Consider the following 23,019-nt stretch of genomic DNA (forward strand, 5'->3'; position numbering starts at 1 on the left):
TCAAGCGGGGACCATCATGAGCGACATTCTGACCATCGCAGACCTCAAGGATCTCGCGCGCCGGCGCGTGCCCAAGATGTTCTTCGACTATGCCGACTCGGGCGCCTGGACCGAGAGCACCTACCGGGCGAACGAGGAAGACTTTCAGAAGATCAAGTTCCGCCAGCGCGTGCTGGTCGACATGAGCAACCGCTCGCTGGAATCGACCATGATCGGCCAGAAAGTGTCGATGCCGGTGGCGCTGGCGCCGACCGGCATGACCGGCATGCAGCATGCCGACGGCGAGATGCTGGCAGCGCAGGCGGCAGAGGAATTCGGCGTGCCGTTCACGCTCTCGACGATGAGCATCTGTTCGATCGAGGATGTCGCCTCGGTGACGAAGAAACCGTTCTGGTTCCAGCTCTATGTGCTGCGCGACAAGGATTTCGTGCTCGATTTGATCGACCGGGCGAAGGCGGCGAAGTGCTCGGCGCTGGTGCTGACGCTCGACCTGCAGGTCCTCGGCCAGCGCCACAAGGATGTCCGCAACGGGCTTTCGGCGCCGCCCAAGATGACGTTGGCCAACATCATCGACCTGGCCTCAAAGCCGCGCTGGTGCCTGGGCATAGCCGGCACCAAGCGCCGCACCTTCCGCAACATCGTCGGCCACGCCAAGGGCGTCGGCGACGTCTCTTCGCTGTCGTCCTGGACGACGGAGCAGTTCGATCCGCAGCTGTCGTGGAAGGACGTCGCCTGGATCAAGGAGCGCTGGGGCGGCAAGCTGATCCTCAAGGGCATCCTCGACAAGGAAGATGCGCTGATGGCGGCCAAGACCGGCGCCGATGCCATCATCGTTTCCAACCATGGCGGGCGCCAGCTCGATGGCGCGTCGTCGTCGATCATGGTTCTGGAAGAAATCGCCGATGCGGTCGGCGACAGAATAGAAGTGCATATGGACGGCGGCATCCGCTCCGGCCAGGACGTGTTGAAAGCGCTCTGCCTGGGCGCCAAGGGCACCTATATCGGCCGGCCATTTCTTTACGGCCTGGGCGCGCTCGGCAAGGAAGGGGTTACCAAAGCGTTGGAAATCATCCGCAAGGAGATGGACATCACGCTGGCGCTGTGCGGAAAGCGTCTGGTCACCGACATGGGCAAGGAGCAGCTCCGACGCTAAGTCAGTGACATCTGACCACGGAGATACCCAGACCTTGGCGGAACCCGGCATCCATTTCCTCGACGCACACGGGCCGGACGGCGTGCGTCTGTACGCGATCGGCGACGTGCATGGCCGGGTCGACCTGCTGGCCGCCATGCATGGCCAGATCGAGGCCGAGATTGCGAGGGACAGGGTCGCCGACTGGCGCATCATCCATCTTGGCGACTATGTCGATCGCGGACCGGACTCCAAGGGCGTCGTCGACTTCCTGATCGAGGCACGCGAACGCGATCCGCGAAACCTGATGCTGGCCGGCAACCACGACATCGGCTTTCTCGACTTTCTCAAGACACCCGACCCGGAAGGGCTCTTCATCCGTTTTGGCGGCATCCAGACCGCGCAATCCTACGGAGTGACGATCAACAGCGGCAACGGCGCCTGGTTCGGCAAGGCGGAATCAGCCATGCGCAAGGGTCATCAAGCCCTGCTCGAAGCGGTGCCGCAAAGCCATGTCGACTTCCTGCGGTCGCTGCCACTCTCGGTGACATCAGGCGACTTCTTCTTCTGCCATGCCGGCATCAGGCCGGGCATTCCCCTGGAGAAGCAAAGCCCGCAGGACCTGATCTGGATCCGTGACGTTTTCCACGATCACACCGGCCTCTTCCCGAAGATCGTGGTGCACGGCCACACACCGGTCCCCGAGGCGGAAGTGATGGCCAACCGCGTCAATGTCGACACGCTTGCCTGGCAGTCAGGCATGCTTACCGCGCTCGTCGTTGACGGCGCGGACAAACGCATCCTGGAAATATCGATAAGGGAGCCTTAACGGCCCCGGTGCCCAAGGGCGCGAGGGATCCGGGCGCGAGGGATGCCCTGGCTTAGCGCAGGGAGGCGGTGACGCCGTAGCCGTCAACCGCATTGTGGTTGTTGGCGGCATCGGCGGCATAAATACCAAGACCGCAAAGTACGATGGCGGACAGCATGGCAAAGGACAGAAGCGCTGCTTTCACGGAGGTCATCTCTTGTTGAGCTTCCTGCATCTGTGCACGAGGCGGTTACCAATGCGTTGAAACGGAAAATACGTGTCAAAGTTTCGACGATTTCGCGCTTCTAGGTGTGTTCTGTATCGATGGTGTGTCGCACGGGTCACACAAAAGGTTCATCCCGGTTGCACAGCCGACATAGGGCGCGCGCCTTCTAGGATGGCGGGCGGACACAAGCCAAGGATGAAAGGGGTTTTCCCCAAACGGTTTCACGGTCGCGTGCCAATTATGTCACGCGGAGCATGAACGGTCGTTTAGAGCGGATCAGAGTTTGATAGAATCTCTGACCCGCTCTAACTTCTTGTTTTTACGCAATTCCCAAGGGGAAGCGCTGCGCGCTTCTCCCGGGAAAACCGCTACACACTTTTCCTGGAATTGCTCTAGATCGTCGCCACCCAGGCACGGGCGATGGCCAGACCAGCGGCATCGGCGTCAGGGCCGTTGCGGGCCATTTCGCCGTCGAGCTTGCCGGCCCAGTCGGGATGGCGCGCGGCGATGGTCGGCGCGAAGGAGGAGCTCCAGTCCTTCACCATGGGCCGGTCGGCCTCGAAATGGAACTGGAAGCCGTAGACGGCGCGGCCGACGCGAAACGCCTGGTTTTCGGCGACATCGTTGCCGGCGAGCCGCACGGCGTCTTCCGGCAGCTCGAACGTGTCGTCGTGCCACTGGAAGATCGGGAACTTTTCCGGCAGCTCAGCCAACACCGGATCGGCCTTGGCATCGGCCGTCAGCGACACGCCGCGCCAGCCGAATTCGTTGGCCCCGCCGATGCGGTTCGCGCCGCCAAAGGCGCGGGCGACGAGTTGACTGCCGAGACAGATACCGAGCACGGCGCGGTCCTTGCCAGCGAAATCGCGGGTCAGTTCGAGCAGCGCCGGGAAATAGGGATATTCTTCGTCGGCCAGCGCATTCTGGCCGCCGCCGAGCACCACCATGGCATCGTGGCCGGTTGCGTCCCGTGGCAGCGCATCACCCTTATAGGGAAGCCGCACATCAAGATCGGCACCCGCTTCGGCCAGTGCCGCACCGACTTGGCCGAGGCCGGTATTGTCGTAGTTCTGGACTACCAGCACCCGCATCGAAAAACCCTGCTGACATGAAAATGCTGCCGCGAGCGATATCATGGCGCCGGCGTTTCAGCCAAGATGCGTATCCCAGGAGAAAACTATGCCACTGCAGAACCGGGTCGATCCGTTCGGCGCCATTCACGCCGTGCCGGAGCGCGGCCTGTTCACCGGCAATCGCGGCATCATCCACGAACCCGCGACAAAGACGCTCCTGAAAAAGCGCTGGGCGCTTCAGGCCTGGATCATCTGCGTGTGCCAATTCCGCAATGTGCAGCGCGAGCCGATGGGCCGCAACCGGCCCGGTGGCAAGGCCGGCTGGACCGAATTGTTCTTTCTCGACGAGGTGACGGCGCTCGCCGCCGGGCATCGTCCCTGCTTCTTTTGCCAGCGTGAACGGGCCAAGGATTTTGTCGGTCGCTTCGGCCAAGCCTTCGGTATTGCCGAGCCGCGCGCCCCGCAGGTCGACAAGCGACTGCATAAGGAGCGGCTGGCGTCGGGCGGCAAGCGGCCTGCGGTCGCGATGGATGCGCTTGCCGGCCTGCCTAACGGCGCGATGGTCGCAGCTGGCGGCAGCGCCTATGCTTTGCGCCACGGCAAGATACTGCCATGGGCTTTTGCCGGATACCGCCCGCCAACCAGCCTTGATCGGTTCGAGGACGAGACGCCTGTGCTGCTGACCCCGGAAACGACGCTTGCCGTCCTGCGCCATGGCTTTCAACCGGTGTGGCATCCTTCCGCCAAGGCTTGACGGCGGCCGCCGCCTCGCCCATTCCTCGGCCATGCGCGCCAACTACAAGATGCAACGTCTGTTCGTGCCCGACGACCTCGGGCCAGACATCGAGTTCGAACCCGGCCAGCAGCAGAGCCACTATCTCCTGCATGTGCTGCGGCTCGCCGAGGGCGCCGAGATCCTTGTCTTCAATGGCCGCGACGGCGAGTGGTCGGCGGCGATATCAGCGAAATCCAAGCGGTCTGTGCGGCTGAAAGTACTGGCGCCGCAAAGGCCGCAACCGCCCTTGCCCGACCTCATCTATTGCTTCGCGCCGCTGAAGCAGGGCCGGCTCGACTATCTGGTGCAAAAGGCGGTCGAGATGGGCGCCGGCATCCTGCAACCGGTCATCACCCAGCACACGCAGGTGGCAAAGCCTTCCATCGATCGCCTGCGCGCCAATGTCGTCGAGGCCGCCGAGCAATGCGGCATCCTGGCTGTGCCGGAAGTTCGCGAGGCGGAAAAATTCGAGCGCCTGCTGACCGGCTGGGACAAGGAAAGGCGGCTGATCTTCTGCGACGAGGACGCCTCGACCAACAACCCACTGCCTGCCTTGCAGGCAGTAAGGGAGAAGAAGCTCGCTTTGCTGGTCGGGCCCGAGGGCGGCTTTTCCGACGAGGAGCGCAAGATGCTCCGCGCCCTCCCCTTCGTGACCGCCATTCCGCTCGGGCCGCGCATCCTGCGCGCCGACACCGCGGCCGTGGCCGCGCTCGCGGCGATGCAGGCGACAATTGGCGACTGGTAGGACGTTGTCTGTTGCAAGAGGTGCTCGCGGGCCGAGGTCTTCAATTCCTCTTGACCTGTGGCTCAGGATTTTTCGCTTGATCGGCTACTGACATTTCGTCCATTTAGCGCCGGCGGTGGGTCCAACCGCCTTTGAGGGCTTGAAAATGGCGCGCGACACAACCGATTTCCGGCCAATCGAAGGCGTAGACGAGCTTGTCGAGCATCTAGCCGAAGGCAACAAGCCGCGCGAAAAATGGCGCATCGGCACCGAGCACGAGAAATTCCCGTTCTATGTCGATGGCAACGCACCGGTGCCTTACGGCGGCGAGCGCGGCATCCGCGCCATCCTCGAAGGCATGCAGAACAAGCTGGGCTGGGATCCCATCATCGATGACGGCCGCATCATCGGCCTGGTCGAGCCGACAGGCCAGGGCGCGATCTCGCTTGAGCCTGGCGGCCAGTTCGAACTCTCCGGCGCGCCGCTGGAAACGATCCACCAGACCTGCCGCGAGGGCAATGCCCACCTGGCGCAGGTGCGCGAGATCGCCGAGCCGATGGGCATCCGCTTCCTCGGCCTCGGCGGCAGCCCGAAATGGTCGCTGGCCGAAACGCCGAAAATGCCGAAGTCGCGTTATGAAATCATGACGCGTTACATGCCCAAGGTCGGCACCAAGGGTCTCGACATGATGTATCGCACCTGTACGATCCAGGTTAACCTCGACTTCGAGAGCGAAGCCGACATGCGCCGCAAGATGCAGGTGTCGCTGAAGCTGCAGCCGCTGTCGACGGCGCTGTTCGCCAACTCGCCCTTCACCGACAGCCGGCCGAACGGGCTGCAGAGCTGGCGCGGCGACATCTGGCGCGACACCGACAACCAACGCTCCGGCCTGCTCGAATTCTGCTTCTCGCCCGATTTCGGCTTCGCCGACTATGTCGAATGGGCGCTCGACGTGCCGATGTATTTCGTCATCCGCGACGGCCACTATCACGACATGACGCATATCACCTTCCGCCAGTTCATGGCCGGGGCCGCGCGCAACGAAGTGCCGGACGGGCTGCCGACGATGGGCGACTGGGCGAACCACCTGTCGACCTTGTTCCCCGACGTGCGGCTGAAGCGTTTCCTGGAAATGCGCGGCGCCGATGGCGGCCCCTGGCGGCGCATCTGCGCGCTGCCGGCTTTCTGGGTCGGCCTGCTTTACGACGAGGCGGCGCTCGATGCCGCCGAGGCGTTGACGTCGAGCTGGACCTACAAGGAAGTGCTGGCGATGCGCAATGCCGTGCCTGAACTCGGCATTTCCGCACCCTTCCGCAACACCACGCTGCGCGAGGTCGCCCGCGACGTCATGACCATTTCGCGCACCGGGCTGAAGAACCGCGGCAAGAAGAACCGCGACGGCTACGACGAAACCTCGTTCCTGAACACGCTCGACGAGGTCGTGGCGCGCGGCACCACCAGCGCCGAGGAGATGCTGTCGGCCTATCACACGCGCTGGGGTGGCTCGATCGAGCCTGTATTCATGGAATATGCCTATTAACCCCGCGCGCTGACGGGCGGCAAAAGCCGCTTCAATCGGGCGTTGAAACGAATTAGGCTCTCTTCGAGGATTTCCCGGAGGAGAAGCCGATGCCTACCTTGTTCGACATGCTGACGCAGGCCCAGAACGGCAACGGCATGCAGGCGCTTGCCCAACAATACGGGCTTTCGCTGCAGCAGACACAGGCGGCGGTCGCCGCACTGCTGCCGGCCTTTTCACAAGGGTTGCAGCGCAACACCGCCGATCCCTATGGGCTCGGCGCCTTCATGACGGCGATGGCAAGCGGCCAGCACGCCAAGTATTTCGAGGACGCGACGCGCGCCTTCTCACCGCAAGGCGTCGACGAGGGCAACGGCATTCTGGGCCATCTGTTCGGGTCGAAGGATTTGTCGCGTGCCGTGGCCAGCCAGGCGGCGCAGGCGAGCGGCGTCAGCCAGCAAGTGCTGCAACAGATGCTGCCCGCGATCGCGTCGATGGTAATGGGCGGACTGTTCAAGCAGACGACAAGCCAGATGCAGGCAGCGGCTGGTCTGGGTGGCGGCGGCAACAATCCACTGGGCGAGATCATCGAGCAGATGATGCGGCAGGGCGGCATGCAGGCGCCGGCGCCACAACAGCGCCAGGCGCCGTCGCCTCAGAACCCCATGGACAACCCGCTCGGCAAGGTCTTGCAGGACATGTTCGGCGGCGGCTCACCGCAACCACAAAGCCAGCCGCAGCCGGCGCCAAATCCCTATGGCGACAATCCGCTCGGCAAGGTGCTGCAGGATATGTTCGGCGGCGGCGCGCCACAGCAACCACAAAGCCGACCCCAGCCCCAGCAGACGCAGAGCCCATACGGCGACAACCCGCTTGGGAAAATCTTCGAGGAGATGCTGCGGCAAGGCGGAGGCGGAGGCTTCGGCCTGCCCGGCGGGCAGCCGGGGCCACAGCCTGAAGCGCCGCAGCCGCAGCCGCGCCAGGCACCACAGCCGCAGGTCAATCCAAGCGGCCGGCCTCGGAACCCGTTCGACGACATTTTCGGCAAGATGTTCGAGACCGGCGCCCAGCAGCGTGACGACTACCAGAAGGGCGTGGAAACGATCTTCGACCAGTTCAAGCGAGACATGGACCGGCGATAGGCGTCAGGCCAAAGCCATTTCCCGGCAAGCTAGAAAAGAAAAGCCCGGTCCTTGGGAGGACCGGGCAGCGTGCAGGCAGGCCGGCGGGGAACCGGCAGGGAGTGGGGAGCCTGCATGAACCTTGGTCGCGCTGAACCGCAGAAAGGTTCAACAAGACCGAAACTGAACCAATCAGGCTACCTTGCGGGCGATATCCTCGATCGTTTCCACGCGGTCGCTGGCGATCTCACGCAGGATTGCCGTCGGATCGCGGCCGAACGGCACGTCGATCGCGACATGCAGGTCGGCGCGCGTCAGGCCGATATCGGCAAGCTCGGCATCCGACATCTCGCCCAGGCGGTAGAAAGCACGGCGGTTTTTCCAGGCGCGGTAGATATTGAAGGCCGTGTTGACCACGCGCGCCGCAACGGACGGACGCGAAGTGATGCGCGAGGTCTCGGTGGCGAAATCGATCGTGGTCATGTCGGTCTCCTTCAGACTCGAACAGACGAAACCCGACGATCGGCGCTGGCGACAGCGGCCGTTCCGGCTTCGATTCACATGCCTTCATGTGGACAATGCGAATTTGCCATCGACCGATTGATTAATCCAACGAATGTTTTTAATCTTTGGCATCAACACTAGTGATGGATCATGTCGATGAAAGCGCCGCTCGATCTCGATCAATTGCAGACCTTCATCTCGATCGCCGACACTGGCAGCTTCACGCGCGCAGCGGAAGAAGTGCACCGAACCCAGTCGGCGGTGTCGATGCAGATGCGCCGGCTGGAGGAGCGGATCGGCAAGCCGCTGTTCGAGAAGGAGGGGCGCACCAACCGGCTGACGGAGGAAGGCGACAAGCTGCTCTCCTATGCAAGGCGGCTGCTCTATCTCAACCGCGAGACGCTCGCCGCCTTCGACGACCAGCGGCTCGAAGGCACGATCCGCATCGGCACGCCGGACGACTATGCAGATCGTTTCCTGCCGGAAATCATGGCACGTTTCACCCGCTCCAATCCGCGCGTCGAACTGACCGTCATCTGCGAGCCGACGCCGGGACTGGTTGAACACATCAAGCGCGGCAATCTCGACCTGGCGCTGGTGACGCACAATGATGTGCGCGGCCAGTCGGAAGTCGTGCGACGTGAGCCGCTGCTGTGGGTATCCTCGGCCAACCACGCGACGCACGAGCAGGAAATCCTGCCGATGGCCTTCGGCCGGCCGAACTGCATCTGGCGGCGCGCCGCCGTCGACGTGCTGGACCAGCAGAACCGCGACTACCGCATCCTGTTCACCAGCTTCTCGGCGACCGTGATCACCGCGGCCGTGCTGTCCGGCCTGGCGGTCTCGGTGCTGCCGGAATGCGCGCTCAGGCCTGGCATGCGGGTGCTGGGCGAAGCCGATGGCTTCGGCGCCCTGCCGGACTGCCGCATCGGCATCATGCGCGGCCAGACCTCGCGGCCGGAGATTGTCGATGCGCTTGCCCGCCATATTTCGGAAAGCCTGGACAACATCTCGATCCCGCTTGGCGAGGAAACGGGAACGTTCGACTTCGCGGCCCTCGCCTTCGCCAAGATGAAGCGGAGCAAGCCGAACCAGATCCTGCCGGGCTGGTAGATGCGGATCATCAATATCGGGGCTGACATGGCCGCCTTGACGTCGGCGCTCAACCAGCCCCCAATCGGCCAATGAGCGAAGCAGCATCCGAATCACGCACCAACGCCACCGAATACACGGTGAGCGAGATATCGGGCGCGCTGAAGCGCACGGTCGAGGACGTCTTCGGCAATGTGCGGGTGCGCGGCGAAATTTCGGGCTATCGCGGGCCGCATTCCTCGGGTCACGCCTATTTCGCGCTGAAGGACGACCGCGCCCGGCTCGACGCCGTGGTGTGGAAAGGCACGATGAGCCGGCTGAAATTCCGTCCCGAGGAAGGGATGGAGGTGATCGCCACCGGCAAACTCACCACCTATCCCGGCAAGTCCAACTACCAGATCGTCATCGACAATCTGGAGCCGGCCGGCGCCGGGGCGCTGATGGCGCTGCTCGAGGAGCGCAAGCGCCGACTGCAGGCGGAAGGGCTTTTCGATGCGGGCCGCAAACGCCGGCTGCCGTTCATGCCCCGCGTCATCGGCGTCGTCACCTCGCCGACCGGCTCGGTCATCCGCGACATCATCCACCGCATCAAGGACCGCTTTCCGCTGCATGTGCTGGTCTGGCCGGTGCGCGTGCAGGGCGACACGGCGAGTGCGGAAGTGACCAATGCCGTGACCGGTTTCAACGCGCTGGCATGGGACAGCCCTATCCAGCGTCCCGATCTCTTGATCGTCGCGCGCGGTGGCGGCAGCCTGGAAGATCTGTGGGGCTTCAACGACGAGGCACTCGCCCGCGCCGTCGCCGCCTCGGGCATTCCGGTGATCTCGGCGGTCGGCCACGAGACCGATTGGACGCTGATCGACCTCGTCGCCGATGTGCGGGCGCCAACACCGACAGGCGCGGCCGAAATCGCCGTACCGGTGAAGGCGGACCTCGAAGCGACGCTGGCCAGCCTCGGCGCACGGCTCAAGGCAGCCGTCCTGCGCAATTTCGAGCGCAAGCGGCAAGCAACACGTGCAGCAGCGCGTGCGCTGCCTTCGCCCGATCAATTGCTGGCGCTGCCGCGCCGGCGCCTCGACGAAGCGACGTCGAGGCTCGGCCGTGGCCTGATGGTTTCCACCGAGCGCAAGCGGGCACGATTCTTCGCCGTAAAATTGACGCCGGCGATGCTGTCGCAGCGGATTGCCGAGGCGCGGCGCACCAACGACCGTAATCTTTTGCGTGCGCAACGGGCGCTGCGTACTCTGGCGAGAAGCCGGCGGGCGGAACTCAATCGTGCAGCGGATCAGTTGCCAAAATGCGCCAAGGCATCGCTGCAACGGCACAGGCAGCAACTGGCTTTGCTGCAGGGCCGCATCACGATCGAGCCGACAGCACGGCGGCAACGTGTTCATAGAGATTTGCTGACCGCTTTGACGCGACGCGGCGGCCAGGCGATGCTGCTTAGGCTGGAGCGGTTGCGCGGCCGCATCATCCAGGCCGACCGGCTGATGGCGACGTTGTCGCACAAGGCCGTCCTGGCGCGCGGCTTCGTGCTGGTGAAGGATGCCGACGGCGCCGTCATCAAGCAGGCCGCGGACGTGGCGTCGGGTATGGCGCTTTCGCTGGAGTTCGCCGACGGCACTGCCGATGCGGTGGCAACCAGCGGCGCGGCGCGGCCAAAGCCCGCCGCCAGGCCCGCGGCCAAGGCCCCAGTTGCCAAGACGAGAGAACCCGGCAATCAGGGATCCTTGTTCTAAGAGCATGACCGACAATCCGCACCATCTGGCAACACCGTCGTGCAAGCCGCGCGCGCGAAGCTTCAATATCGACTTCGACGGCACGCCTGGGCCGTTCAATGCGATCACCGACGTGCCAGGGGTCGCGGTCGGCTATACGACGCTGATTTCAGGCGATGGTGCGCTTGTCGTCGGCAAGGGACCGGTGCGCACCGGCGTGACCGCCATCCTGCCCAGGCCTCGCGCCGAGCTGGCGACGCCGGTCTTCGCCGGCATCTTCAGCCAAAACGGCAATGGCGAGCTGACCGGCTCGCACATCATCGAGGAAACCGGTGCTTTCAACTTCCCGATCACCATCACCAACACGCATTCCTGCGGTGTTTCGCGTGACGGCACGCTGCGCTGGATGAACCGGGTGCTGCCGGCCGCGATCGACAGCGCCTGGGGTTTGCCGGTGGCGGCGGAGACCTATGACGGGTTTCTCAACGACATAAACGGCCACCATCTGACATCGGAGCATGTCACCGAGGCGCTCGACGGCGCGGCCGGCGGACCGGTCGAGGAAGGCAGCGTCGGCGGCGGCACCGGCATGATCACCTTCGGCTTCAAGGCAGGCTCGGGCACGGCATCGCGCATCGTCGCATGGCAGGGGCGCACCTACACGGCCGGCGCTTTCGTGCAGTCGAATTTCGGCAAGCGGCACAATTTCACGATGCGTGGCCGGCGCGCCGATCCCGAACTCACCGAACCAGCGATCCGCGAAGCCACGTCGCGCGCGGAAAAGGGTTCGATCATCGCCGTCATCGCCACCGACGCGCCGTTCCTGCCGCACCAGATGAAGCGGCTGGCACGGCGTGTGCCGCTCGGCGTCGCCATGACCGGCGGCTTCGGCTATCACAGTTCGGGCGACATCTTCCTCGCCTTCTCGACGGCCAATCCCGCCGCGGCGCTGGGGCTGTCTGGCCGCATCGCCAGCGCCGATTTCATTCCCGACGCAGACATCGACCCGTTCTTCGACGCGGTGATCCAGGCGGTGGAGGAATCGATCCTCAACGCCCTGGTCGCCAATGACGACATGACCGGCCGCGACGGCAATTTCGTGCCGGCGCTGCCAAAGACGTGGTTGAAAGAAAAGTTCGGCTGAGACGAAAACGCGGGCCGAACGGCCCGCGCTTTCAGACAGGATTGTCCCTGAAAATCTATTCCGCGGCCTTGCTGGAAGCCTGCTGGTTTTCGTCCGCCTCGGCAGCTTCCTCGAGCCGGGAAGCGATCAATTCCTGGATGTCGCCGACTTCCTCCTGGATGTCCTCCAGCGGTATGCCGACCTCGGCTGCCTTGGCGGCGCATTCGCGGGCCAATGTCTCGGCCTGTTTCTCGATCCTGGCGTGGGACTGGCAATGGACCTTTTCACCGATCCATCCCCGCAAGAACTCGATCGCATGTTCACTCATACTGCTTTTCCCTGGCGGCAAAGCCGGTTGGTAATCATAAACGTCGGCATCCCGCAAAGGATGCATGCTCCCATTCCAGCCGAGTCGCGGCCAGCCGGCAAGCCAATGCCGTCCAGGGTCCACAGAGCCGAAGGAAATCGAGGGGTGAAGAACATTTTCTGATTCTGAAGGACTGTACCGTTGGCGGGATCTGCCCGCTCCGAGCAATTGCTTCTACCTTTTACGGCTTCCAGTCCGTTTCGTATCTCAATGGCTGTCGCTGCAGCCGCCTTATGACGTTACGCTTCAAGGCGCGAGCCATCGAAGCCGCCGCTATATAGTGACATCCTCATGCGATGTCGACTCTCCTCAAGGCCTGTGCACACGAGCCATGCAAAGGTCGCATGGATCGCTGATGCGGTCAGAAGTTTTCGACCCATGGCCTGAGCTCCATTTCCCAGGTCCAGGCGCTGCGGTGCTGGCGGTGGATGGAGAGATAGGCCGCGGCGATCGCATCCGGCGACAGCCGGCGGTCCTGCAGCTCGGACTCCTGTCCAGACGCGGCCGAGGCGATGGCCCCGTCGATGATGAAATGCGCGACGTGAATGTTCTTGGGCGCCAGTTCACGGGCCATGGATTGCGCCAGCCCGCGCAATCCGAATTTGGGCATGGCAAAGCCGGCAGACCCGGCGAACCCCTTCACGCTTGCCGTCGCGCCGGTGAAAAGGATCGACCCCGAGCCCAAGGCCAGCATCCGGCGGGCCGCCTGCTGAGCCACCAAGAACCCACCATAGGCCCCGACCAATAGCGCCTGACGGACCGCCTCGGGATCGAGCTCTGCTATCGGGCCGCGAGCGCGGCCGCTGGCGTTGAAAACCACGAGGGAAAGCGGGCCAGCCTTGTCGGCGACATCAAACAGCTGCTCCACCGAGGCCGGATCCGAGACATCCGTCGCCACGGCTTGCGCGCCGGCTTGCGCCTGCAATGCACCGAGCTTCTCGATATTTCGAGCGGCCAGGACGATTTGGAACCCTTCCCTGGCGAGAAGACGCGCCAGCGATGCGCTCAATCCAGAACCCGCTCCGGCAATGACGGCGACATTGGATGTCATGTGACCTCTCCTTCTTCCACTGATTGCAACGGTTGGCGCATGCCGAAGTCTGCCGGATCAACGCCGCACCGGCAACGCGCAAGGCGGAAAGAAAAATGGCCGGGCGCGAAACGCCCGGCCAAAAGAAGGTCACAACCTTCAGAGGGGAACACCGTTCAGCGAAATGGGAGGAGAACACCGAACGGATTTTTCTCTTTTGAACCGATCTTCACGCAGATGCGACGAACGATTTTCCAAAATCAGCCGGGACTGCAAAAAATCCATTCGTTCTTGTGGCAACAGGCTCAACCCGCTCCGGTTTCCGGCTCAAGCAGGTCGGCGTAATGGCGGCGCGCGACGTCGGGATGCGAGCGCAGCCGGCTTTTCAGCACATTGGTTCCGACATCGCGAAACAGCGGATTGTCCGGATCGCTGGCCGGCCCGCGCGCCTGCGTCGCCAATTCCTCGGGGAGTTCGAGCAGCGGTATCGTCGCATCGAGTTTGGCGCTGAAGAAGAACGGCACCGAAATGCGTTCAATGCCGGCGGGCGGCGTCACGACGCGATGCACGGTCGCACGCAAATAGCCGTTCGAGGCCAGCTCGAGCAATTCACCGATGTTGACGACGAGCGTGCCGGGAATGGGATCCACATCCACCCAGCTGCCATCATAGTCGACCTGCAGCCCCTTATTGTCATCCTGAAGCAACAGCGTCAGGAAACCGCCATCCTTGTGCGCGCCGACACCTTGATCACCGCCGGTCGCCTCACGGCCCGGATAGCGCACGATCTTCATGCGGTGGTTTGGCTGCTCACGGTAGATCGGGTCGAAGGCATCCTCTGGCTGGTCGAGCGACAGCGCGAAGGCTTTCAAGAGCCTGATGGCCACCCCTGTCGCCTTGGCCTGCCATGCCAGCAGGGCGGGTTTGAGTTCTGGCAACGCAGCCGGCCACTGGTTCGGCCCCTGCAGCCGCGTCCAGGCGGGAATTCCGGGGCCTTGCGCTATGGGCTGGCGCTCGACGCCGATATCGAGCTGTTCGCGCCAGTCGGCCTTGCCCTTGGTCAGCTCGCCGCCGGCGCGCGTATAGCCGCGGAACTGCGAGGACTTGACCATCTCGATCGCGAGCTTGTCGGCCTCGGCCAAGGCAAAGAAGCGGCGGGACGCGGTGAGCACCTCGCTGATCTCGGCCCAGGAGATCCCGTGTCCGGCCAGGTAGAAAAAGCCGATGTCACGCGAGGCGGAGCGGAGATCCGCCAGAAATGTCCGACGTTCCGATGCGCCTTGCTCAAAGCGGCTCAAATCGAGCACGGGTACTATTCTGGGCATATCAGGCTCCTTTACCGGTTTCCTTCCGCCGCCAATGCCTACAAGTCTCATCGACTCCCCCTTGCCCGGAAAGAAACGATTGGCCCTTCAAAAGCCATCGCGACGAATAATTTTCCACGCCGCGCAGGCGATATGATGATGATCGTGATCACGGCAGGAGATATGGCCGAACTGAGAAGGGTGTTGCGTTGCGGTAAAGACGAGGAAGACTTCCCAACCTTATGGCGAGCCTGGCCGGCGACGGCGGCTTTCAGCATGCCGCGAAGTATTTATGGGCCTTTCTCCAATTTTTGGCGCTTCACGTCAGATATCAGCCGTAAATCCGTTTATAATAAAATTATAGTAAAATAATACTCGCAATATATTTGTTTTAAGCACAAAATTCCGCACCTGAATAGTCGCCGATACTGACGACCATCTTCGAGCTACCCAGTCCTGCCGACTTGAGGGCGATCACTTCAGGGGGGACTATCCCGACCGGCGTTAATCGCTTTGGTCCCGCTCTCCTGAGGGGCCGATCGCTCAAGAGGAGATCTCGAGATGGACGGGTATGACGAATCGATGTTCGACGACCTAGCCTTTGATGAAGCGGAAGGCCCCGCCGACAGCTATGACGAATTCGACGAAATGGACGAAGGCGACGGCTTCGAAGGTGCCGATGAAGGCGACGAGGGCGACGAGTATGACGCGGGCGACGAGTACGAGGCTTCGAGCTTCGACGAGATGGACGCCGGCGACGAATTCGATGAAGGCGACGACTTCGACGAGAGCGACGATTTCGACGAGGGCGACGATGACGGCTGGGACCAAGCGCTGGGCTTCGCGCTCGCGGCTGAAGACAGCGACGAGTTCTTCCGGCGCATCGCCCGCGGCATACGCGGCGCCGTGCGCACCGTGCGGCGTGCCGCTCCCACCATCGGCCGCATCGCCCGCGCCGTGGCGCCGGTTGCCAGCCTCATCCCAGGCTACGGCACGGCAATTGGCGGCGTCGCCAATGTCATCGGCCAGCTGATGGCGGACGAAGCCTCGGAGGACGAAGCGCTCGATGCCTTCGCCGAGCTCGCGGTGCGCAATCGCGCCGCCATCCCGCTGGTCGCGGGGCTCGCCGCCAGACGCGTGCTCGGCCCCGCCGCCGCCCGCATGCCGGCGGCCGCCCGCATCCAGGCGGTGCGCACCGTGCGCCGCGCCGCCACCCAGCTCGTCAACCGTGGCGGGCCGACCGCGATCCGCGCCTTGCCGCGCATCGCCAACAGCGTGCGCCGCACGGCGGTCACCCGGCGCACCCCGGCTTCTGTGCGGCCAATGGTGCTGGCGCGCACCGCGCGCCGTGTCGCGGCACGCGGGCATGGCTTGCGCCGGCAGCTGACGCAGCCCTTGCAGAGAGGGCGGCGGATCGTGCGCCGCACGGCCGCGGCGGTCCGCTCCGGCATGGCTCCGGCACGCATCCTGGCGCGCGCCGCCGGGCGGGCGCTCGGGGGAATGGGCGGCATTGGCGGTTGGACCGGTGGGTATGCTCCGGGCTATGGCCAGGGCCAGGGCTCCGGGCGCCGGCGGCGCATCGTCATCCGCGGTCCGGTCAGCATCACCATCCGGCCCAACTGAAACCCTCTCGGTGCAACCAGAAGGATCGTGGCGATGCGCACGGGTTCTTCGACCAGGCGGTTCCTGGACACCAAGTTGCGGGCGCTGAAGGCGCGCGCGCAGCGCCTGAACCGGCTGACGCCGCGGCGCATCGGGCTGCGTCCCGAAGACCTGCCCTATGCGCCGTCGCGAGCCCATTTCCACGCCGCCAACCGGCGGCTGGCCGCCATCGGCAACGCCATCAATCGGCAGATCGCCGTGATCGAACGCGGCTGGCCGCCGGCAACGGCGCAGGCGGCACTCACCCAGATGGCGTTGCTCGACCGCAGCATCGACCGGCTGCGCCGCAGCTTCGGCATGTTCTTCGAGGTGATGTCGCAGCGCGGTTCGGGTTTCGCGCCGGCGCTCGCCGCCCATGACGCGATCGCGATGGACTGTTATACCGTCGTCCGCGCGGCCTTGCCCGGCGTCTTCGCCGGCCCGCTGCTGAAGCCGCTGACCTACATGGAACACGGCTATTCGCCGGCAACGCAGCGTCGTGGCGTGGCGCTGGCACGGCTCCTCGGCGACAGCAATCCGTTCCCTGTGATCCGCGTCCCTTGGGACCGCGACAATCCCTGGCAATCGGTGTTCCTGCATGAGGTCGCGCATAATCTGCAGGCCGATATGGGCTTGTGGCAGGAGAACGCGCAGGCGGTCGGCAACCGGCTAGCCTCGATGCGCTTCGATCCGCTCGTGGTGACCATCCTGCGCCGCTGGCACAAGGAGATTTTCGCCGATCTGGCGGCGCTGCTGCTCGGCGGCACGGCGTCGGTCTGGGGCATGATGGAGTTCCTCGCCCATCCCGGCGCGCGCGCCTTGACCTATCGCCCCGGCGGCGCCCATCCGACCGGCTGGATCCGGGTCCTGATCCTGACCGAAATGCTGCGCCGCATGGGCTTCGCGGCCGAGGCGGCGCGCGCGGAACGCGTCTGGCACGCGCTCTACAATCCGTCGCGCGGCCACAGGCTGCCTCCGGTGCTGCTTGCGTCGGTGCCGCGCCTCATCCCGGCGGTGGTCGACGAGATCGCCTACCAGCCTCGGCGGGGGCTGGGCCAGCACGCGCTGGCCGATGCCATTCCATTCACGCGCGCCGACGAAGCCCGCATCCGGCGCGGCGGAATCCAGATCGCGGCGGGGCGAGTACCCGACCTGCCGCCACGCTTTCTTGTGTCGGCCAGCCGTTTCGCGCTGGAGGCCGGCGCCGAACCGGACGCCATTGCCAAGCTCGTCATCAGGAACCTGGCCCAGCGCCAGGCAAACCGACGACCCGCCGCGCAACCGTCCCCAGCCGCACTCGTTGCATGAGGTGAGATGTCATGGCCGACCTGTTTACAACCGCCGCCAGCCCGGTCTCGAAATTTCGGTCGCCCGCCACGGTCGCCGTCGACAATCTGCTGCGCAAGACGCTGCGCGTCAGTGATCCGCGCGATCCCGACCAGATGGCCAACGCGCTGCTGAACTTCTACCCGCAGGAAGCGGACAGGGACCGCCGCGAACGCGCCGGCCTGCCCTATTCGAGCGTGCCCGATTATGTGCCGCAGGTGTGGAACAGCGGCCCGTCCTCGGTCGAAATGGCCCAGGCTCAGGACGATCTCGAGCGCGACCTGCAGACGCTTTCGACCTCCTCGCCACTGAAGGACATCCGCATCGAGATGATTGGCTGGGGCCGCTCGATCCGGCAGCTCGCCAATGACGGGCTGGCCGCCGCGCGCCTTTCGCTGGATTCGGTCAACCACGACCGCGCCATGTCGGCGCGCCGCCAGCTCGGCGAGTATTCGCGCCTGGCACGCTATGTCGGCACGCTGACCGATGGCAGCGCCATCCTGTTCCGGCGCTTTGCCCAGAGCTGCGACGTGTTGGCGGGGCTCATCCTTGTCGCCATCGGCGAGGGGCTGGCGTCCAACGGCATCACACGCAGCACCTCGATCGTGCGTTCGGCGGCCGGTGAGCTGCAGGCGCGCCGCAATGCCGTCATCATGGCGCTGCGCAGCCTGACCGGCTCGGTCGAAAGCGCGCTTGGCCAGGAGGACTGGCCGCGCGGCATCGAAGCCTACCGCAATCTGGTCCTGCAACTGGAAGCCGGCGGCCAGGCGGACCTGCGTGCCCTTCTGGAAGAGAACGCGCTGTCGCAGGCGATGGACGACCTGGTCGACCTCTCGACCGGGGCAAGCGTCGAGAGCCTGCGTGAACTATCGACCGCGTCGGCGATGCTGGTTCACCGCTTCCAGCGCCTGATCCAGTTCGGCCAGAGCATTCCGGTTCCGATCGACGTGCCGATCACATCGGGACCACCGGAATCGCCGCCGCTGGTGGCGTTCGTCTCCAGCCTGCAGCTCTTCGTCGATGCCTTCGTCGCCAAAGGCAGCTCGCGGCTGCTCTATGTCGCGCGCCCGCCGATCATCGTCTACGGCCTCTATGGCGCCGGCGGTCCCGACCAGGGCGCCGTCCGGTTGATGAACCTCACCATCGCGCGCGGTTTCCTGCTCGAGCAGGTCGACTGCTTCGCCGGCTGCGGCTGCGACGACGACGAGATCAGCTGCCAGGTGCTCCTGGATTACATGCTGTTCCTGCTCGACCGGGCGATCGATCTCTATGCGGTCGGCATCGATCCGGACGGCCTCGGTGAACAGGAGAGACGCGCGACCGCCGTCGGCCTCGCCGTCGGCGCGGTGCTGGACCTGACCGACCAGGTGGCGAACCCCGGCGTGCTGCTGTGCGAATTCAGCGACAAGCTGAAGACCAAGCTCGCCACCATCTCCGGCGAGTTGCTCGACCCGTTCGGTGGCGCTGGCGCCTGGGACCCCGGTCTCAAGGGGCTGATGGTGCGTGAGCTGCGAACCTTCTACCAGGCCGAGGAGCAAACCGAGCGCCTGGTGCGGTCGCTGACCCAGCAATGCGACTTCAACGTTTTCAACTTCCGCAACAACCAGTCGCTGATCCGCTGGATGATCCGCACGATCCTGCAGAACACGTTCAACCAGGGCACCAACCTGCCGAGCCCGGTCCAGATGCCGTCGCCTATCGCGAGCTCGATGGCTAGCATGGGTCAGAACCGTCCCGACTACTGGTCGGCGTGAGCAAGCATGAGAGGAGCAGGACAATGGCTGCGAAAATTCCGTTTCCCTATCATCCGGCCAACAAGTTCCACGCCGGGGTCAAGGCCCGCTTCGAAGTGGAGGCCCAGACGCCGCAATCGATCGACCTGTTGACCAAACAGGTCGATACCGGCAGCCAGGGAACCCAGAAGGCCATCGGCGACGTTGCCAAGGCGATCAGGAGATATCCCGATGGAGACCAGTCGAAGACCTTCGAACGGCTGACCGCCGCGATGGAGACTATCGCCACCGCGCTGCAGAACCAGCCCAAGGGTAGCGAGATCGACAAGAAGCTTGGCGACATCGGCAAGGCGATCGACAGGTTTGACGAAACGGTGCGGTCGTTTGGCCTGCGCGACAAGGACAATGTCACGGCACTCTACGCGGCGGCGGTCGACACGACCGGCGACATCGTTGGCCGCACGAATGCGGGCCAATGGCTCATCCGGGCGGAATTCCCGTCGCTGCAGGCCATCGTCAAGTTTCAGAAGACCAAGCCGCAGGACGAACGGCGCAGCGAGTTCGTCAAGCGCGTGCGCGCTGTCGAGCCCGTCCCACCAGGCCTTCCCGCGACGATCACCGACAGCGAGCTGGCGCGCTTCTTCGACCTAGTGCCGGCCGTGATCAGCGCCATCAATGCCAGTCAGGACACTGGCTCCAGCGAGCCGCCCAAAGCCTGAAACCGTGAGCCGCCAATTCGAGCAACATGAGGTCTGTTATGGCTAGCGAATCCAATGAGGTCATCCAAAGGCTGTTCCAGCGCTTCTTCAGGGACGAGCTGCCCGGATTGTCGCCGGCGGACCGCGCCGCTTTCGAGAGCGAGTTCGAGGGCCGCTACGGTGAACTGCTCGATCGCTCGTCCAGTGCGACGACAACGAGCTTCGCGGATCTGGTGGGCTTCGGCGACGGGCCGCTCAAGCCGTTCGACGCGCTGCAGATGCCGTTGCTGCGCAATGACTTCGACGAATCCATCATTCCGCCGCAGCTGCAGGCCTCGGCAGAACTCTATTACATCTACCAGATGGACCGCATGAAGCTGTTCCAGGTCGTCGATGTGCTGCGCCGGCTGTTCCAGAACGGCCAGATCCGCATCCAGCGCGGCCCCGGCGCGCGCGGGCTCTACATCCTCGAGAAGTGGCGGCCGATCCGCTACAAGCGCCGCGATCGGCTGATCGCCTATCGCCGCGTCTTCAACTATGGCCGCGCGCCGGTGCCGTCGGGGGCGATCGTCAACCGCAGCTTCCACTTCATGCTGGTCGCCTTCATGAACGCGATGTCGCAATACTTCCAGGATCTGACCATCGGCCAGGTCATCCGCGGCAGCTCGACCATCAATGACCGGCCGTTCGCGGCGCTCGCCACGGTGCAGCGTGTGGGTACCGACCTGCGCTACCATCTCGACCGTTCAAGCTATGGCAACATCCTGGCACTGACCCGTGAAACCGGCCAGTACGTGCAGCAAATCTTCGAACTGTTCGACGCGCCCGACATCAAGAAGTCCTTCGACGCCAACACCAAATGGGATGTCATCGAAGCCGTCGCCAACCGGCACTTGGGCGGCGCGGCCGAGATGTCGCAGCGCGCCAAGATGGCGGATGCGGGGCGCAGGACGCTGCAATACATCGCCGAGAACGATTTCCGCACGACGATCACGCCGGCCGAGTTCGACGCCGACGCCAAGAAGATGGGTTCGCAGGCCGACGCGTGGCTCGCCGCCTACCGGCTGACGCGCGAAGGGCGCCGTTTCCCCGGCCTCGATGGCGATCGTGTGCACTGGTCGTACGGGCTCAGCCGCAACACCGCCTCGCGCATCGCCGCCTAAACCGTTGCAGCTGTTCAGCATCCGGTGGAGTCGCCGGACAGCTCCAACTCTCTATTTCTGAAGGGTGTCCGCGATGGACCACCATCTGGCTCTTCCCGGGCGCTTTTCGCCCAAGCCTCCGAACATCGTCATCGATGCGCCGCTGGCGCTGTCGCCGATGGGGCTGCTGGTCACGGTGACGCTGTCGCAATCGGCGCGGGTTTGGCTGCCGCGTGGCTTCTACACCTTGCTCGACAATGACGAGTACTACCGCCACCGGCCGGACCAGATGGGCGGCGGCTGGCTGCATCCCGATGCGCGGGACGCGACGCTCAGGGAATTGGTGCTTGAGCTCGAGCCGTGGCGCCGCGCCTGGCAGAACGGCCGGCTGTCGTCACGCGTGCACTGGGTCGGCGACGCGCAATATGAGAGCGCGCTGCCCGAGCGCGAAGGCACTGCCCTGCTGCCGCGCTTCGAAGGCTGTTGTGCCGCGCTTGAAGCCCGGCTTGGCGACCTCGCCGGCACCGCAGCACCGCTCGACGAATGCGCGCGCGACGTCATTGCCCTGTCGGCCGCGCTGCAGCCCGAGAGCACCTACATCCTGACCATCGCCGGCAGTGCCGGTGCCCGGCCGCCGCTATGCGACTATCTGGAGCGGCTCGCGTTTCCGGCCACACGTCATCCGGGCGCGATCCCGGGTTGGTCTGGTCCGGCCTTCTGGCCCGCCGCCGCCCCGATCGCCGCGAGCGGCCGCAGCGCCGCCATCGTGCAGGTCGTCGCGCCGGTCATCCTGGCGCTGCCGGACGGCTGGAGCGAAACCGACTGGGCGCTGGAGGATCCAGCCGACCATGACGAGACGCCGGACGATCCCTGGCGCAATGCCTGCGCGCTCTGGTACGAGCTGGCACCAGTGGAGGCGGCGGCATGAAACCGGCCCGCCTCCACCCGGTCCACGGCCTGCGCACCAATGCGCGCGACCTGGTGATGATCAGCGTCGCCGGGCAAGTGGCTTCGCCGACAGAGAAGGGAACGCCGTGGCGCATCGGCTACGACGGCAGGCCGCGCTCGCTGCCGGGCACCGGCGGCATCGTGCTCAACCATCGCGTCGGCGACCCTTGCGTCGGGCTCGCCGGCGATCATGTCGAACCGGCGGTGTCGATCCGCAACGAGGCGCGCGCGGCCGGCGGCAGCCCTGATGCCGCCAACCAGGCGCTGCAGAGCTATTCCTGCGTCGGCAATCACGCCATCGTCACGACGGGGCGCGCCGCCGGCGCGCGCGGCGTGGTGACCGGCAAGCATGGCGGCGTCGACACGGTGCTGATCGACTTTCCGCTGCCGGCGATGCGGCAGATGGCGATCGGCGACCGCATCCAGGTCTGGGCCTATGGACTTGGCCTGCGCCTGACCGACTATCCCGACGTTGCGATCTGGAACTGCTCGCCACGGCTGCTCGCGCGCTGGCGGCCGGTGGAGCGCAACGGCAGGATCCACGTCAAGGTCACGCATCGCATTCCCGCCCGCGTCATGGGTTCGGGGCTGGGCCGCAACAATGTGCTGCGCGGCGACTACGACATCCAGATGTCCGATCCGGGCATGGTGCGTCGCTACAAGCTCGGCTCGCTGCGTTTCGGCGACATTGTCGGCATCATGGACGCAGACAACCGCTATGGCCGCTCGCGGCTGGGCGGGCATGTTTCGGTGGGTGTTATCGTGCACTCGGACAGCACCGTGGCGGGTCATGGCCCGGGTGTCGTCTCGCTGCTTTCGGCACCGGCTTCGCTATTGCAGCTTGAGCTCGATCCGAGCGCCAACATCGCCAGCTATCTCGATATCAGGCCGCCACGGCCGGCGCGGCCTTCCTTTCCGCTGCCCACGATCGAACAGCGGGAAAGAACCGTGGCGCGGCTGCGCCGGCGGGCGACGGCGGCAGACGCAAAGGTGGATGCTGGTCCGGGTTAGCTCC

At 64.7% G+C, this 23,019-nt stretch carries 24 protein-coding genes; 18 read left to right on the top strand and 6 right to left on the bottom strand.

Annotated elements, in window-relative coordinates:
* The first annotated feature begins 16 nt into the window (after positions 1-16).
* Positions 17-1,153, top strand: a complete 1,137-nt coding sequence (locus EN808_RS22390) for an alpha-hydroxy acid oxidase (RefSeq protein ID WP_127279737.1) — start codon at positions 17-19, stop codon at positions 1,151-1,153.
* Positions 1,154-1,187: 34 nt separating this feature from the next.
* Positions 1,188-1,961: a metallophosphoesterase gene (locus EN808_RS22395; protein WP_127279736.1), complete on the top strand. Its 774-nt coding sequence runs from the start codon at positions 1,188-1,190 to the stop codon at positions 1,959-1,961.
* Between the two features lie 52 nt (positions 1,962-2,013).
* Here the strand turns inward: EN808_RS22395 and EN808_RS22400 are convergent, their stop codons facing one another.
* Positions 2,014-2,154 carry a hypothetical protein gene (locus tag EN808_RS22400; protein ID WP_023782442.1) on the bottom strand — a complete coding sequence of 47 codons (141 nt, stop codon included), beginning with the start codon at positions 2,152-2,154 and terminating at the stop codon, positions 2,014-2,016.
* 404 nt (positions 2,155-2,558) lie between these two features.
* The gene (locus tag EN808_RS22410; RefSeq protein WP_135916912.1) at positions 2,559-3,257 is read right to left on the bottom strand and encodes a type 1 glutamine amidotransferase; all 699 of its coding nucleotides are present in this window, start codon (positions 3,255-3,257) and stop codon (positions 2,559-2,561) included.
* 88 nt (positions 3,258-3,345) lie between these two features.
* Here EN808_RS22410 and EN808_RS22415 point away from each other — a divergent pair, with 88 nt between their 5' ends.
* The 4 genes from EN808_RS22415 to EN808_RS22430 all read left to right on the top strand — a co-directional run bounded on the left by EN808_RS22415 (position 3,346) and on the right by EN808_RS22430 (position 7,399).
* Entirely contained in the window at positions 3,346-3,993 is a 648-nt protein-coding gene (locus EN808_RS22415) for a hypothetical protein (RefSeq protein ID WP_135916913.1), read from the top strand.
* A 31-nt stretch (positions 3,994-4,024) separates the two neighbouring features.
* Entirely contained in the window at positions 4,025-4,759 is a 735-nt protein-coding gene (locus EN808_RS22420) for a 16S rRNA (uracil(1498)-N(3))-methyltransferase (protein WP_135861814.1), read from the top strand.
* A gap of 145 nt (positions 4,760-4,904) precedes the next feature.
* Complete coding sequence (locus EN808_RS22425; protein ID WP_135861816.1) at positions 4,905-6,278, top strand: glutamate--cysteine ligase; 1,374 nt, start codon at positions 4,905-4,907, stop codon at positions 6,276-6,278.
* A gap of 89 nt (positions 6,279-6,367) precedes the next feature.
* Positions 6,368-7,399: a DUF937 domain-containing protein gene (locus tag EN808_RS22430; RefSeq protein WP_127280519.1), complete on the top strand. Its 1,032-nt coding sequence runs from the start codon at positions 6,368-6,370 to the stop codon at positions 7,397-7,399.
* A 171-nt stretch (positions 7,400-7,570) separates the two neighbouring features.
* Here EN808_RS22430 and EN808_RS22435 read toward each other — a convergent pair whose 3' ends face one another.
* Positions 7,571-7,861, bottom strand: coding sequence for a DUF1127 domain-containing protein (locus EN808_RS22435; RefSeq protein ID WP_127280520.1), 291 nt, complete (start codon positions 7,859-7,861; stop codon positions 7,571-7,573).
* 177 nt (positions 7,862-8,038) lie between these two features.
* Between EN808_RS22435 and EN808_RS22440 the strand changes: the two genes are divergently transcribed.
* The 3 genes from EN808_RS22440 (at position 8,039) to EN808_RS22450 (ending at position 11,836) form a co-directional block, all read left to right on the top strand.
* A complete protein-coding gene (locus EN808_RS22440; protein ID WP_127280522.1) occupies positions 8,039-8,995 on the top strand; it encodes a LysR substrate-binding domain-containing protein in 957 nt (318 codons plus the stop codon).
* A 71-nt stretch (positions 8,996-9,066) separates the two neighbouring features.
* A complete protein-coding gene (gene xseA / locus EN808_RS22445; RefSeq protein WP_127870920.1) occupies positions 9,067-10,713 on the top strand; it encodes an exodeoxyribonuclease VII large subunit in 1,647 nt (548 codons plus the stop codon).
* 4 nt (positions 10,714-10,717) lie between these two features.
* Complete coding sequence (locus tag EN808_RS22450) at positions 10,718-11,836, top strand: P1 family peptidase (RefSeq protein ID WP_127870919.1); 1,119 nt, start codon at positions 10,718-10,720, stop codon at positions 11,834-11,836.
* A 55-nt stretch (positions 11,837-11,891) separates the two neighbouring features.
* Here EN808_RS22450 and EN808_RS22455 read toward each other — a convergent pair whose 3' ends face one another.
* Both EN808_RS22455 and EN808_RS22460 read right to left on the bottom strand, forming a co-directional pair.
* Positions 11,892-12,143, bottom strand: coding sequence for a DUF768 domain-containing protein (locus EN808_RS22455; RefSeq protein WP_015316487.1), 252 nt, complete (start codon positions 12,141-12,143; stop codon positions 11,892-11,894).
* 400 nt (positions 12,144-12,543) lie between these two features.
* Positions 12,544-13,233, bottom strand: a complete 690-nt coding sequence (locus EN808_RS22460) for an SDR family NAD(P)-dependent oxidoreductase (RefSeq protein WP_135916914.1) — start codon at positions 13,231-13,233, stop codon at positions 12,544-12,546.
* 32 nt (positions 13,234-13,265) lie between these two features.
* Here EN808_RS22460 and EN808_RS36395 point away from each other — a divergent pair, with 32 nt between their 5' ends.
* The gene (locus tag EN808_RS36395) at positions 13,266-13,433 is read left to right on the top strand and encodes a hypothetical protein (protein WP_167531258.1); all 168 of its coding nucleotides are present in this window, start codon (positions 13,266-13,268) and stop codon (positions 13,431-13,433) included.
* A gap of 84 nt (positions 13,434-13,517) precedes the next feature.
* Here EN808_RS36395 and EN808_RS22465 read toward each other — a convergent pair whose 3' ends face one another.
* Complete coding sequence (locus EN808_RS22465) at positions 13,518-14,519, bottom strand: isopenicillin N synthase family oxygenase (RefSeq protein WP_245464414.1); 1,002 nt, start codon at positions 14,517-14,519, stop codon at positions 13,518-13,520.
* On the opposite strand from EN808_RS22465, the gene EN808_RS37105 reads away from it, so the two are divergent.
* The 8 genes from EN808_RS37105 to EN808_RS22505 all read left to right on the top strand — a co-directional run bounded on the left by EN808_RS37105 (position 14,412) and on the right by EN808_RS22505 (position 23,015).
* Positions 14,412-14,888: a hypothetical protein gene (locus EN808_RS37105; protein WP_245464415.1), complete on the top strand. Its 477-nt coding sequence runs from the start codon at positions 14,412-14,414 to the stop codon at positions 14,886-14,888. The two genes, EN808_RS22465 and EN808_RS37105, sit on opposite strands and share 108 nt — an antisense overlap.
* A gap of 189 nt (positions 14,889-15,077) precedes the next feature.
* On the top strand, positions 15,078-16,139 hold the full coding sequence (locus tag EN808_RS22475) for a hypothetical protein (protein WP_127279167.1): 1,062 nt from the start codon (positions 15,078-15,080) through the stop codon (positions 16,137-16,139).
* 33 nt (positions 16,140-16,172) lie between these two features.
* Complete coding sequence (locus EN808_RS22480; RefSeq protein ID WP_127279168.1) at positions 16,173-17,465, top strand: hypothetical protein; 1,293 nt, start codon at positions 16,173-16,175, stop codon at positions 17,463-17,465.
* 11 nt (positions 17,466-17,476) lie between these two features.
* The gene (locus EN808_RS22485) at positions 17,477-19,237 is read left to right on the top strand and encodes a hypothetical protein (protein ID WP_245464472.1); all 1,761 of its coding nucleotides are present in this window, start codon (positions 17,477-17,479) and stop codon (positions 19,235-19,237) included.
* Positions 19,238-19,260: 23 nt separating this feature from the next.
* Positions 19,261-19,935, top strand: a complete 675-nt coding sequence (locus EN808_RS22490) for a hypothetical protein (RefSeq protein ID WP_127280026.1) — start codon at positions 19,261-19,263, stop codon at positions 19,933-19,935.
* A 38-nt stretch (positions 19,936-19,973) separates the two neighbouring features.
* Positions 19,974-21,077 (top strand): hypothetical protein, encoded by a 1,104-nt coding sequence (locus EN808_RS22495; RefSeq protein WP_127280027.1) that lies wholly within the window; start codon positions 19,974-19,976, stop codon positions 21,075-21,077.
* A 73-nt stretch (positions 21,078-21,150) separates the two neighbouring features.
* On the top strand, positions 21,151-21,984 hold the full coding sequence (locus tag EN808_RS22500; RefSeq protein ID WP_127280028.1) for a hypothetical protein: 834 nt from the start codon (positions 21,151-21,153) through the stop codon (positions 21,982-21,984).
* On the top strand, positions 21,981-23,015 hold the full coding sequence (locus tag EN808_RS22505; RefSeq protein WP_135916915.1) for a DUF4438 domain-containing protein: 1,035 nt from the start codon (positions 21,981-21,983) through the stop codon (positions 23,013-23,015). Before EN808_RS22500 ends, EN808_RS22505 begins: the two co-directional genes overlap by 4 nt.
* The last annotated feature ends 4 nt before the right edge of the window (positions 23,016-23,019 follow it).

It is taken from the genome of Mesorhizobium sp. M8A.F.Ca.ET.165.01.1.1, from assembly GCF_004792065.1.
In the GTDB taxonomy this organism is placed as follows: Bacteria; Pseudomonadota; Alphaproteobacteria; order Rhizobiales; family Rhizobiaceae; genus Mesorhizobium.